At 45.3% G+C, this 13,533-nt stretch carries 11 protein-coding genes and 3 tRNA genes; 5 read left to right on the top strand and 9 right to left on the bottom strand.

The window, feature by feature from the left end; translation table 11 throughout:
* Positions 1–2: 2 nt before the first annotated feature.
* The 8 genes from L5M17_RS04495 to orn all read right to left on the bottom strand — a co-directional run bounded on the left by L5M17_RS04495 (position 3) and on the right by orn (position 6,072).
* The gene (locus L5M17_RS04495; protein WP_212599647.1) at positions 3–1,460 is read right to left on the bottom strand and encodes an N-acetylmuramoyl-L-alanine amidase; all 1,458 of its coding nucleotides are present in this window, start codon (positions 1,458–1,460) and stop codon (positions 3–5) included.
* Positions 1,461–1,468: 8 nt separating this feature from the next.
* Positions 1,469–1,927, bottom strand: a complete 459-nt coding sequence (gene tsaE, locus L5M17_RS04490) for a tRNA (adenosine(37)-N6)-threonylcarbamoyltransferase complex ATPase subunit type 1 TsaE (RefSeq protein WP_263145513.1) — start codon at positions 1,925–1,927, stop codon at positions 1,469–1,471.
* A 102-nt stretch (positions 1,928–2,029) separates the two neighbouring features.
* The gene (locus L5M17_RS04485; protein WP_263145510.1) at positions 2,030–3,514 is read right to left on the bottom strand and encodes an NAD(P)H-hydrate dehydratase; all 1,485 of its coding nucleotides are present in this window, start codon (positions 3,512–3,514) and stop codon (positions 2,030–2,032) included.
* Positions 3,515–3,782: 268 nt separating this feature from the next.
* Positions 3,783–4,238, bottom strand: coding sequence for a hypothetical protein (locus L5M17_RS04480; protein ID WP_028761762.1), 456 nt, complete (start codon positions 4,236–4,238; stop codon positions 3,783–3,785).
* Between the two features lie 787 nt (positions 4,239–5,025).
* A tRNA-Gly gene (locus L5M17_RS04475) sits at positions 5,026–5,101 on the bottom strand.
* A gap of 42 nt (positions 5,102–5,143) precedes the next feature.
* Positions 5,144–5,219 (bottom strand) — tRNA-Gly (locus L5M17_RS04470).
* A 42-nt stretch (positions 5,220–5,261) separates the two neighbouring features.
* Positions 5,262–5,337, bottom strand: a tRNA-Gly gene (locus tag L5M17_RS04465).
* 189 nt (positions 5,338–5,526) lie between these two features.
* The gene (orn, locus tag L5M17_RS04460; protein WP_131523968.1) at positions 5,527–6,072 is read right to left on the bottom strand and encodes an oligoribonuclease; all 546 of its coding nucleotides are present in this window, start codon (positions 6,070–6,072) and stop codon (positions 5,527–5,529) included.
* 112 nt (positions 6,073–6,184) lie between these two features.
* Between orn and rsgA the strand changes: the two genes are divergently transcribed.
* The 5 genes from rsgA (at position 6,185) to L5M17_RS04435 (ending at position 13,087) form a co-directional block, all read left to right on the top strand.
* Positions 6,185–7,249, top strand: coding sequence for a small ribosomal subunit biogenesis GTPase RsgA (rsgA, locus tag L5M17_RS04455; protein ID WP_105250279.1), 1,065 nt, complete (start codon positions 6,185–6,187; stop codon positions 7,247–7,249).
* Between the two features lie 62 nt (positions 7,250–7,311).
* Positions 7,312–8,190, top strand: coding sequence for an archaetidylserine decarboxylase (gene asd, locus L5M17_RS04450; protein WP_263145508.1), 879 nt, complete (start codon positions 7,312–7,314; stop codon positions 8,188–8,190).
* A 6-nt stretch (positions 8,191–8,196) separates the two neighbouring features.
* Positions 8,197–9,078 carry a DMT family transporter gene (locus tag L5M17_RS04445; protein ID WP_263145506.1) on the top strand — a complete coding sequence of 294 codons (882 nt, stop codon included), beginning with the start codon at positions 8,197–8,199 and terminating at the stop codon, positions 9,076–9,078.
* Between the two features lie 68 nt (positions 9,079–9,146).
* On the top strand, positions 9,147–12,350 hold the full coding sequence (locus tag L5M17_RS04440) for a mechanosensitive ion channel domain-containing protein (RefSeq protein ID WP_263145661.1): 3,204 nt from the start codon (positions 9,147–9,149) through the stop codon (positions 12,348–12,350).
* Between the two features lie 14 nt (positions 12,351–12,364).
* The gene (locus L5M17_RS04435) at positions 12,365–13,087 is read left to right on the top strand and encodes a glycerophosphodiester phosphodiesterase (RefSeq protein ID WP_168827369.1); all 723 of its coding nucleotides are present in this window, start codon (positions 12,365–12,367) and stop codon (positions 13,085–13,087) included.
* Between the two features lie 20 nt (positions 13,088–13,107).
* Here L5M17_RS04435 and L5M17_RS04430 read toward each other — a convergent pair whose 3' ends face one another.
* Positions 13,108–13,443 (bottom strand): DUF3392 domain-containing protein, encoded by a 336-nt coding sequence (locus tag L5M17_RS04430; protein ID WP_113939153.1) that lies wholly within the window; start codon positions 13,441–13,443, stop codon positions 13,108–13,110.
* Positions 13,444–13,533: the final 90 nt, after the last annotated feature.

Raw genomic sequence — 13,533 nt, 5'->3', positions numbered from 1 at the left:
ATTTAACTCTGGGGTATGACTAGCGTTTGCCCTAACTGCACCACATCGGACTTCATTCCATTCGCTTGTTTGATGCTGGACATAGGCACACTGTAACGTTGCGCGATTGCAGATAAAGATTCTCCGCGACGGACCTTATGTTTAACCTTTGTCGATACCGCATCACCAACATAGGCTGTAGGCGTTCTTTCTGTTGAGGTTCTTTCTGCTGATGCTTTTGCTGTGGTTTTGGCCGGCTTAGCACTGCTAGAGCTTCCTCCCCTTCTTTGGGCAAGCAAAGTATCCGCTGGCGGATTGTTGTGATAGTAACGGCTCACACCCTTATAAATAGCATTGGCAATGCTCTCTTGATGGCGACTACTCGACAGTAAACGCTCTTCTTTAGGGTTTGAAATAAAGCCCGTTTCAACCAAGATTGAAGGAATATCCGGTGACTTCAGCACGGCTAAACTCGCGGACTCAGGGCGACTTTTATGCAATTGAGTCACGCCACCTAAATCTTTTAAAATATCCCCCGCTACAGAATGGCCAATTGCCATCGAACTGTTCATTGACATATCGAGCAGCGTCATAGCCAAATACTGTTCATTATCCGTGTTTTGGATAATCTCACCCGCGCCGCCCAGCAACTCAGAATGCTTCTCTTTTTGCTCTAACCAACGACCAATTTCACTATTAGCACGACGCATTGATAGCACCCATACGGAGGCGCCACGTGGATTGGGCGAGGTAAAGGCATCCGCATGGATAGAAATCAGCAGATCTGCCTTACTGTTGCGCGCCAGTTCAGAGCGTTTATTTAAATTCACAAAATAATCACCAGTACGGATCATCACAGCACGCATGCCTGGCGTGTCATTGATTTTGCTGGAAACACGTCTGGCGATTTCTAGGGCGACCTTTTTTTCATAAACACCAGAAGGACCAATGGAGCCAGGATCGTCGCCACCATGACCCGCATCAATAGCAATGACAATATCGCGGGATGATTGCGCCGCTTGGGTGACAGTTTTGACGGGTGTAGATGACACGATAGCCGTTGCCGTAGTTAACGTTTTATCTTCTAAATCAACCACTAGACGATTGCCATAGGGTGCAGTAACAGGCAAAGAAAACAAGCTTGCATTCAATGGCTTTACGAGATCGATCACTAAGCGCAAATCACCTTTAGTGGGTGACTTACTGATCCGCACGCCCTTAACTAACTTACTGTTGTTTTCAAGATTTTTAAGCACAACTTTAGCAGTAGTCTTTTTTAAATCCACCACTAAACGATTAGGGCCATCTAAAGAGAAATAGGTGTAATCAGGCACTCCACTCAAGTCAAACACGATTCGAGTTGACTCAGGCGCGGCCCAAATACGTACGCTTTCTAACTGATTAGCAGCATGGGCCACCACAGAGAAAAAAGAACATAAAGAAAGAATAATAATTTGAAAATACGGGTTATTTTTTATCATTTTAGTTTTTATTTTATCGCTTTTAATAACTTTTCACCTAGCTCAGACAAGGCCTCTATACGTATTTCTCGCCCACTATTTTGATAACTTAAATGCATATGGACATCGGCAGCGGGCAGTAAACCCTCTCCCTTATCTGGCCATTCAACAATGCACAGACTCTTATCCGTAAAGTAATCACGGATCCCCATAAACTCGAGTTCTTCTGGATCGTTTAAACGATACAAATCAAAATGATAAACTTCGACATCTTCTAGCTCATATGGTTCAACTAAAGTGTAAGTCGGGCTTTTAACGGCACCTTTATGGCCCAATCCCTGAATTAAGCCACGACTCAGCGTCGTTTTACCGGCTCCTAAATCACCCGTAAGATACAGAGTCAAAGGCGCTTGGACATGGCGGGCTAATTTTTGCCCAACCGCAATAGTGTCGTCTTCGTTGTCTAAGAAAAAAGTTAACTCTGTCATATCCGCTTATATCACTGCTGTTATTGATGGAGAAGCGACTCAATCCTAAAAAGGCACAGGGCACATAACAAAGTCCAGCCCCGCTTGAGTCTCACATTCCGCCTAGAGTAAATCACTATTCACTAATTGGCGAATAAAAGGCATTAAATCGCTCGCTAACATACCCCGTTCTCCCTGTATTGCCGCAAGATCAGCGGCGCAACCATGTACGACTACGCCAAGCACAGTTGCCTGCATATTATCCATTCCCTGAGCCATGAGCGCGCCTATAATACCAGATAACACATCGCCACACCCACCACTGGCAAGCCCAGGGTTGCCGACTGGTGCAACTACCATTTGCTGACCATCAAAAATGACCGTTCCTGCGCCCTTTAGCAATACAACGCCGCCGTACTTTTGCTGTATAGCGCGAACAGCGGCAAATCTATCCAGTTCAATATCGACCACGGTACAACCAAGTAAACGCGCGGCCTCGCCCGGATGTGGTGTTAGTACCCAATTCGCTTGGCGCCTTGGTTCATTACTGAGCAGATTCAACGCATCGGCATCTAAAACACAAGGCTTATCGCTCAAGCCCACGGCTTTAAACAAATTATACCCCCAGTCATGCTTACCTAAACCAGGGCCAAGCACGATAACCTGCGCCCAACCAAGGCGCAGATACACTTCCATATCGACTAAATCACAACCCCAAAACATCAGTTCAGGACGGGAGACATTCACCGTCAGTTGATGCTCAGGTCGACTGATCACAGTGACTAATCCCGCGCCTGCACGTAAGCAAGCCTCACTTGCCAGTCTCACAGCCCCAGCCATGCCTATATCACCGCCGATGACAGTGACTTTGCCCGATTGGCCTTTATGGCTATCCCGTGCTCGGGCGGCAAAATAGTCCTTAAGAGTCTCTCTTCCAACTCTTTGTGCGCTCGCTTCAGCAAAGAAAGGCGTTAATCCTAAATCTGCAAATTCAAGCTCGCCACTGTAATGCCGCGCCTTACCTGTTAACACACCTTGCTTTACACCACCAAAACATAAGGTAATATCCGCCATCACAGCAACACCTACTACGGCGCCTGTATCAGCAATGACTCCAGAGGGTAAATCAAGGCTCAATACCCAAGCCGAATTGTCATTGATGGCACGGATATATTTAGCCATATCGTCGCGCACAGCATCACGTACACCCGTACCTAACAGACCATCGACTATGATTTTCGCTGCGAGAATAGGTTCAACCTCTAACGGCAGTAATTTTCCACCTTCAGCAAGATAATGGGTCAATGCTTGCTGACACTCAGGCGTGCCTGCCGCTGACGTCATCATCACAGAAATGTCCATACCACTGGCACGGGCTAGACGAGCGCACACTAAGGCATCGGCACCATTGTTACCGCTGCCAGCAAGAATTAACACAGGTAAGACTTTGGAGCTATGTTTCGCTAAACACTCAAAAGCCGCCGCGCCAGCACGCTCGACCAATTCATAGAGACTAGATACTCCCTGAGACACTGCACTCAGTTCCGCTTCGCGAACTTGTGTTTGGGTGTATAGAGCTTTGGGAAATTGCGATAGATCTTGTGCCATGAAGGATCTCCTTAGACACCAATGACTCCATTTCACAATGAGTAATCTCACCATAGAAGTCTTGGCAGAATTGAGCAAGGCCAATAAAAATCAGCCAATAGATCAAGAAAGTAGCAAAAAAAGCAGCGAGAAATTATGACGTAAATCAGTTCAGGCGCAGAAACCCGCCCAAATGGAGCAAAGTAGAGTAAAAGTTGCCGATACAAAGTCGACATAAAAACCAAAGCCAGCGCTGGGCTGGCTTTGAGAATCAAGAAGAAATGACGGTTTAGATATCGTCCATCCGAATCGTACTGTGGACTAGACGTTGCTGCTGAGTTTTCTCTACTCGGATCAAATTGGCTAACGCATTGCGCGCATCTTCCGCCGTGGTTGAGTTAACTGTTTTTTCTAACAAACCAATCAGACGATTCTCTAGGTCTAAATGTAAGTTGAGCACATCATCTTCATTCATGTTTGCGGGCAACATAGTATCTTGGCAACGCTTAGTAAAGTCTTCAAAAGTGAAGTCTTTATACCAAGTATCAAGAATACGATGTGGTGCTTCATCCATATAATCACGCAGTTTTTCTGCCATGGTTTTTTGGTGTGATTCAAAATACTCCAACATCATTTTCACACGAGCCGAGTCAGCTTGATTGTTGAGTCGGCCATAGAGTTGCGCCATATCTAAGCGGCAATTTGCCACATACTCGAGTAGATCACGTAATTGTTGAATACGCATATAATGCACTCCATTGTCAGGCCAACTACTTGGCGCTATTAATTTTGTCTAATTCCATTATGTGAGTAAAAGCGTTACGAATATTTGAACAAGGTCATAATTTAACTTTCACGCAGCTATCTAATTTAGGAAAACTTGAAGAAACACGCTATAGATCACGCATCTTAATCCTATCACACTGTTTTGTATAAAAGAGAAAAGCCAAAAGAGATCTCAACGCACTTTTCCCAAAGGGTATTCGTAAGTCTTTGGTTGTGCATGGTGAATCTGAGATAGAGTGCTTGAAGTAGATGGCAGTGAATCAAGACAAATATAGATGAGCCAATTGAGGGAATGACACGAAAAAGTCATTGTTAGAGAGTTTAACGGAAGTACAGCGAAATGATTTTGATAGGGAGAGATTCGAGCAATGATCTATGCCTTAGTCAACGGCTAAGCATTGTAAGTAATAGCAATATGAGCTACACGATTGAAATGATCTTAGCTAAAGTAGTTTTTGGGGGATTTATTGAAATTGGAGCGACATGATTTTGATCAAGAGCGGTTTGAACCGATAACCTATACCTTGGCAAAAAAGAAGGTATCGCCATATCAAGTCCGCAACTGAGCTAATCCCAATTGAGTAATCTGATAGTGGAATATTTAGGAAATTGGAGCGACATGATTTTGTTCAAGAGCGGTTCGAACCGATGACCTATACCTTGGCAAAAAAGAAGGTATAGCCATATCAAGTCCGCAACTGAGCTAATGTCAATTGAGTAATGTGATAGTGGAATATTTAGGAAATTGGAGCGACATATCGGGTTCGAACCGATGACCTATACCTTGGCAAGGTATCGCTCTACCAACTGAGCTAATGTCGCATAATCTGTATTAATGATTTGGTAAATCACTAAGTTTTAATTTGGAGCGACATATCGGGTTCGAACCGATGACCTATACCTTGGCAAGGTATCGCTCTACCAACTGAGCTAATGTCGCATAATCTGTATTAATGATTTGGYAAATCACTAAATTTTAATTTGGAGCGACATATCGGGTTCGAACCGATGACCTATACCTTGGCAAGGTATCGCTCTACCAACTGAGCTAATGTCGCTTTTTGCATCGCTGCTACATTTACCTTCAACATTAACAAAGGTATCGCCTTTAACCTTTATCAACTGAGCTAATGTCGCATTCAATCTAAATGACCGAACATCTCTGTTCGCATCAAAAAGTTGAGGCCGCATTATATGAAAAATTCATGCGGCTGCAACCCCTTCTTGCATATTTATCTACTGATCGGTCAAATTTTAAATACTTTGCTGCGATAATACTGCAATTCAGCGATCGACTCTTGGATATCCTGCAGTGCTTGGTGAGTATTTTGCTTCTTAAAACCGTCCATCGTTTCTGGACTCCAACGCTTCACTAGCTCCTTAATCGTACTGACATCCACATTGCGGTAGTGGAAATAATCTTCCAGCTCGCGCATATAACGATTTAAAAAGCGTCTATCTTGACCAATGCTGTTACCACACATTGGAGAAGCACCCTTAGGAACATACTGTTCTAAGAAGGCAATAGTCTTAGCCACGGCTTGCGCTTCGGTTTCTTGGCTAGCACGAACGCGATCAATCAACCCAGACTCACCATGATGCTTTTGATTCCAATCGTCCATGGCGGCCAGCACATCATCTGACTGATGAATCGCGATAACCGGACCTTGACCGATAATATTGAGTTCTTGATCTGTCACTAAAGTGGCAATTTCAATGATCCTGTCGACGTCGGGCTCTAACCCTGTCATTTCCAAATCGATCCAAATGAGATTATTTACATCTGCCGTCATAAATCAGCCTTATCATGTCAGTTAGCCTAAATTCAGGCTTTTTTATTCAAGAGCGTGTATCATACTGCTTTTTTCCGACACAAAAAATCACCTAATTGACGAAGACGAATCAGTGAGTAAAAAGAAACCCCTAAGCCAAGGTCAATTACGCCGTATGCGCGCTAATCACGAGAAGCGACTCAATCGTGACAGTGGCGATAAAAATACGCCAGAGTTACAGGATAGTTCATTGGGGCAAGAACAGCCCGGTACTGTGATTTCACGTTTTGGCCAACATGCCGACATAGAAACTGAAAGCGGCCAAATTGTGCGCTGTAATATTCGCCGTGCCGTCACAAGTTTAGTGACTGGCGATAAAGTGATCGTACGCTTAGCCATTGAGAGCCAAGCCAATAGCGGCATCGCAGGTATTGTTGAAGCCGTTCATCCACGTCGCTCATCACTTACACGCCCAGATTTATACGATGGCGTGAAAATCATCGCCTCGAATATCGACCAGATTTTGATTGTCTCCTCGGTATTACCCAGCTTTACCACCCAGATCATCGACCGTTATTTAGTGGCTGCCGAAGATACCGATATTCCGCCTATCATCATTTTGAATAAAATTGACTTGCTCAATCCCGATGAAGCGCAGGCAATCGACGAAGCGCTACAGCGCTACAAAGACATTGGCTATCCGGTTTATAAGGTCAGCAGCAAGCTTGGCGATGGTATCGATACCATCAAAGGCATACTCAAAGATAAAGTCAGCGTGTTTGCCGGCCAATCTGGTGTGGGGAAATCATCGATCATCAATGCATTACTACCCGATGCAGAGCTTATTATCGGCGATGTTTCCGATAACTCAGGTTTAGGTCAACACACTACTACCACTGCTAAGCTGTTGCACTTGCCTAGTGGCGGCGATTTGATTGACTCCCCAGGCGTGCGCGAGTTTGCCCTATGGCATCTTCCTGCACAACGTGTCGGCTGGTGCTTTATCGAGTTTCGCGAGTATCTTGGCGCATGTAAATTCCGCGATTGTAAACACGGTGACGATCCCGGCTGTGCACTTCAAGAAGCCCTGAGCCAAGGTAAGATCAGCGCAGATCGCTTTAATAATTACCATAAAATTATCGCCAGCTTAGATGAACAACGTCATGCCCGCCATTTCCGCGCGGCCACTGACGAATAACGACTTATTGATAAATAACAACAGTCTCAGCAAAGATTGAGCAGTAAGAAAAGGAATTGAAATTGGATAAAGTCAAAATAGCGCTGCAGTACATGCTGCCAAAACACTTGTTATCTCGTTTAGTGGGTAAACTCGCTGCAGCCGAAGCTGGCGCCTTAACCACTGCCGCCATCAAGTGGTTTATCAAACAATATAAAATCGACATGAGCGAAGCGGCGCAGAGTGAGCCTGAAGCTTATAAAAGCTTTAATGCTTTTTTTACCCGCGCCCTTAAACCCGGTATTCGTCCGTTAGATATGGACGCCGATATCATGGTGCATCCCGTCGATGGTGCGGTAAGTCAGTTAGGCCCCATCAAAAACGGTCGCATCTTCCAAGCTAAGGGTCATCACTATTCATCGTTAACTTTGCTTGGCGATCAAACCGAAGATGCTAAACGCTTCGAAGGCGGTGATTTTGCGACTATCTATCTGGCGCCTAAAGACTATCACCGTATCCACATGCCGATTAAAGGCACGTTATCAAAAATGACCTATGTACCTGGCGAACTGTTTTCGGTGAATCCGTTAACAGCGAGACACGTACCCGGTCTGTTTGCCCGTAACGAACGCGTTGTGGCGATTTTTGAAACCGAATTAGGTCCACTGGCTATGGTGTTAGTTGGCGCAACGATTGTTGCCAGTATTGAAACCGTCTGGGCAGGCACAGTCACGCCGCCGACAGGTAAGCAAGTCTTCACTTGGGAATATCCAACCCAAGGCCCAGATGCCATCACCTTAGACAAAGGTGAGGAAATGGGTCGCTTCAAGTTAGGCAGTACTATAGTGATGTTGTTTGCTAAAGATGCTATCGCAACATTTGCTGAAGGTGTTGAAGCCGAAGCAGTAACGCGTATGGGACAAGCCTTCGCTAACCTGAAAGACGTTAAGCAAGCGGATTAAGCTTTCTTGAGTTCTGCTAAACCTTCGGGATTAATTGAATTGCATCTGGCTGTGCTGCTATTTGGCGGCACAGCTTTGTTTTCTAAATTAATCCCGCTCAGCGCCCTCGACATCACCTTCCTACGCTGTATCGTCGCAGCCACAGTGTTAGGTTTGCTAGTCAAATTCAGCCGCAAACGTTTAACGCTGGCAAGCAAACAAGATTATCTAGTCGCAATCGGGCTTGGGGTTATCGTAAGTCTGCATTGGGTGACCTATTTTGCGGCCATGCAATTATCGTCGGTCGCCATTGGCATGATTGCGTTTTTCACCTATCCGGTGATGACAGTGATTGCCGAGCCGTTGCTGACAGGTAATAAGATAAAATTACACGATATGATCAGCGGTGTATTAGTGCTGATTGGGGTGATATTACTGATCCCTGAGGCCAATTTAGGTAACGACACTACGCTGGGCATTACCATCGGCATAGTGTCCGCCATCTTGTTCACCGCCCGTAACTTATTGCACAAACGCTACTTTTCCCAGTACAGCGGCCCCCATGCCATGTTCTATCAAACTTTGGTCGCTGTGGTGTTCCTGATGCCTTGGCACCAAACGGAACTGGACAGTATCTCATTAGAAGTGTGGGGATTAATTATTTTACTCGGCGTTGTCTTTACCGCTGCGCCACATGCGCTATTTACTTCTGCGCTGAGGCAACTCAGCGCCAAAACGGTTGGGCTAGTCTCTTGCTTGCAGCCCTTTTATGGCGCCATGTTAGCGCTGATTATTTTAGGTGAAGAGCTCAATCTCAACACCTTAATTGGTGGCACTATCATAGTCGCTACCGCCATCTTCGAAACCCATCAATCGCACCAGTCACAGCGGCGAAAAAAGAACGCCTGAAACATACCAATCTCAACGCAATTTGGCTAATATGGAGCGTCTTTCGCCCCTAAATGTCTTTAGCCTATATGCCACGTATTTTATTGTTCATTATTGCTTTTTTCACATTTTCCGCACTTGCCAATTCGCCTTTGCAGTTGGACAAACGTCTTGGCATGAACAAGCAAGATCAGCAACAAAATCTCAGCATTGACGAACAAATTAACGAACTAAAAATTAACATAGAAAAACTCGCCGCCAACGCAGCCAGTTTCCAACAAGCTCAGATTGATTTTGAGCAACATAAGAAGCGCACTAACCAAGCACTGAAAGACGCCTATAAGCCTTTATCACTAGAAAAAGGTACTGACCTCAGCCAGCAGGCTTCCATGGCCTATATTCGCTTGTCTGAACTTAAAGAAAGCGAATCCACCCTTGGCCGACAAGTTAACGATTTATTGCTACGTCACAATGACTTACCTACAGTTATCGCCAGCGCGAGGCAAACTGTCGCCCAAAACAAAAAAGCAGAACTCGCCCCGCTAGATACCCCAACGGGAGAGTTACAGCAAACTCAACGACTCTTCTTTGAACAAAGCCTTGCCACCGATGAAGCAGAACTTGCCAGCAGCCAAAAACGCATTGAACTGACGCAATTACAATTGCAGCTAGTCCGCCAACAACTGGTGCAGCAAGAAGCCTTGATCGAAACCATCAACAAGGCAATCAATAAACAACGTCAGCAACAAACGGATGCTACCCTAGCCAAAAACTTAGTTAATACCGAAAAAGTCATCGATCCTATCACCCGTAATATTGCCGACACTAACCAGATTTACGGCCAAAAGCTGCAAACGTTAACTTTGCAGATCAATAATGTGGTCGAACAGCAGGAACAGGCAGAAACCCAATATCAATCCCAAGCTAAACAACTGGCAAACATCCAAGAGCAGATCACTTGGGTCAAAATGAACTCCGCCTTTGGTGAGCGCTTTTTGCAGATGTTGCAATCACTGCCTAAACCACCGAATCACGAAAAACTGCAAACGCTGATCGCCGATGCGCGCTTAGACAGATACCATTTAGAGCAGCAACAAGCCCTCAATGAGCAAGAATTAGAACAACCCGGCTTATACAATGAGCAGCAGATTAAGCTCTTACACTCGCAACAGAGTTTGATCTCGCAGTTGATGCAAAGCTATGACCAATACTTGAGTGAATTAGGCAAGCTGAAGGTCAATTACCAACAACTGAGTCAACAGAATCTCACCCTAAAAAATACCCTTAACGAACATTTGTTCTGGGTGCCTAACGCTGCAAGTATCAGTAAGTTATGGCTTACGGATCTTGAGCGCAGCACGGTTTGGCTTGTGCAACAAGCACAGTGGGATGAACTGGGAAAAGCCTGGGATGAACAAAACGATTATTGGTCTTGGTGGATCATATTGCTGGTACTGTGTTTAGTCGTACAGGACTTAATCACGCCTAAATTCAATCGCTTGCTAAATCATTACACCACTTATGTGGGCAATGTGACCCAAGATAAATTCATTTACACTCTCAAAGCGCTCGCCTGCAGTATCAGCTATGCGTTGATAAAACCTTTCCCAGTGATCATGGCGGGATTGATTTTCTATCATTCCGATCGCAATTTTGTGCAAGCAGTGGGTATGGGCATACTGGCGATTGGTTTAGTGTATCTCTTATATCGCTTCATCTTTATTCTGACGCTCGACAAAGGCGTACTCGTGGGCCATTTCAAACGCCCCTCAAAACTCATCCAAGCGGGACAATCACGGCTCAGACACTTTGTGCTGATTGCTAGCCCATTATTGGGTCTGATGGGCTTTACCGAAATGCTCGACACATCACTAGTGCGTAATAGCATAGGCCGCGGCGCATTCATTATTTTCTGTATCGTTTTATTCTTGTTATATAAAGATATTTTAATCCTCAGCCGTAAAAACTCAGATGCCAAGAAAGACGGTAAAAACAAAAAACTTGTTCAGAAAATGCTCTGGACCTTGCTGATTTCTGTGCCGCTTTTAAGTGCAGGCTTAGCCTTTAGGGGTTACTACTTCACCGCTTTCCAAATGCTGTTACAACTGCAATTGTCGATCGTACTTGGTCTCGGTTTCTTGCTGTTATACCAACTGATCAAACGGTGGATGTTAATCGAACGCAGGCGTATCGCCTTCGATCGCGCCAAGGCAAAACGTGCCGAACGCTTAGCCCAAAGAGAGAAAGGCGAAACCCATCATCTCTCCGCCGATGGACTCGATACCTATGAAGAACCCGTGGTCGATCTGGAAACCATTTCGAGCCAATCCCTTGGCCTAGTGCGTTCACTCTTATTATTGGCCTTTTTAGCCAGTTTGATTGGTCTGTGGACTCAAACCCATACGGCGCTGTTTTCTTTCCTCGATGGCATTACGCTGTGGACGACTAATACCAGTGTGAATGGCTTAGAGCAACAATTGCCCATTACCATGAAATCACTGATGTTTGGGCTGATAGTGGTGGGTTTCTCGTTAATGATTGCCACCAATTTACCCGGCCTACTTGAGCTAATGATCCTGCAAAGGCTTGATCTCTCGCCCGGAACGGGTTTTGCGATCACAACCGTCAGTCGTTATCTGGTGGTTTTCCTCGGACTATTAATCGGCTTCTCTAATCTCGGGATGGAATGGTCTAAGTTGCAATGGCTGATTGCCGCACTATCGCTCGGTTTAGGTTTTGGTTTGCAAGAAATTTTCGCCAACTTTATTTCGGGTCTGATCATTTTGTTTGAGAAACCCGTGCGTATTGGCGACACAGTGACAATTCGTGATTTAACAGGGACTGTCAGTAAAATCCAAATTCGGGCGACAACGATTATTGATTGGGATAGAAAGGAAATTATCATCCCTAACAAGGCCTTTATCACAGAGCAGCTGATCAACTGGTCCTTGTCAGATCCTATTACTCGGGTCATTGTTTATGTATCGGTGGCGCGGGATTCAGACCCTGCCAAAGTTGAAGCGACCCTGTATCAAGCGGTGCAAGAGTGTGAAGATGCACTTGCCAGCCCAGAACCTGAGGTCTGGTTTGCCGGCTTTGGTAAACATACCCAAGATTATGAAGTGCGCGCCTATGCAAAAGATATGTCGGCACGCTGGCCACTGCGCCATGATTTACATAAACGAGTGACTAAAAAACTCAAAGAAAACAATCTCGAACTCGCCTACCCGCAGATGGAAATCCATATTAAGAATGGTCAAAATCGCGAGCAACAAGGCATTATTAGAAGCTAATAGGATCGCAGACCATGCTTATTTTTGCTCACCGCGGCGCCAGCGGTTATCAGGCCGAAAATACCTTAGCCGCCATGGCTAAAGCGTTAGAATTGGGTGCACAAGCCGTCGAACTCGATGTACATAATGTCGAAGGTGAGTTAGTCGTGTTCCACGACAGACGACTCGATAATAAAAGCTCGGGCACGGGCGTCATTCACTTAGTGAGCAAGGACTACCTAGCAAGCATCAATGTGAAAGGTGAATCCATTCCGACGCTATGGCAAGTACTTGAGCTGATTGCGGGGCGCTGCATAGTCAATATAGAGTTAAAAGGCATTAATACCGTCACGCCATTAATCGACTTATACCCAAAGGCTATGAGTCAGCTTGGGTTTACCAAGGAGCAGTTACTGATTTCCTCCTTTAACCACCCCTATCTGCATGAACTTAAACAGGCGTTGCCGGATGTGTTAGTCGCACCATTGCTTGCCAGTATTCCACTCGATGGGGCTGGCGTGGTAAGCGAACTGAATGCCTATTCATTGCATTTAGATGTGAGTTTTATCAGCCAAGCGCTAGTAGATGACGCCCATAACCGAGGTGCCAAGGTTTATGTTTATACTGTCGATCATATTGATGATATTCATGCGCTTAAGCAGATAGGCGTCGATGGCGTGTTCAGCAATTACCCCGATCGCGCCATGCAAGCCTTAACTCAAAAGGCAATGGCCGATTACTCTGGCTACTTTGAGTAACGGCAAAAATAATAACGCTATTAAGCTTGGCTATTTCGCTGAGCCCAATAACCGATAAAAATAAACATGGCCACAATTAACAGAAACATCCAATGGGATGGCATAGCCACTATATGTCTTGCCACCCAAGGCGTGGCTTTCACGATCAATAGTCCATAGCCAAAGGCATTCACAATAATAAAAACAAATGTTCGCAGCACAAAAGAATGCCCCAACAAATGACGCCTTAAGATACGATTTACATCCGCTGAAAAAACCAAAATAAGACACACCACCATAGCGGTAGCAATATCGAAGGCCCAAGGGCGAAGCATATTGCCTAACTGGGCAATAATGGCGACTAATTGATCAAACATAGACTTAACCTAAAAAGATGCAGCGCAATCCATCTGAGTGGCCGCGACAGCGTATTGAAAAATAACAATAACCAAGCATAAAGGGAGACG

It is taken from the genome of Shewanella sp. SW24 (assembly GCF_025653395.1).
GTDB classification, from domain to species: domain Bacteria; phylum Pseudomonadota; class Gammaproteobacteria; order Enterobacterales; family Shewanellaceae; genus Shewanella; species Shewanella oncorhynchi.
The sequence above is the reverse complement of the archived record's forward strand: the minus strand, read 5'-3'. Positions and strand labels throughout refer to the sequence as shown.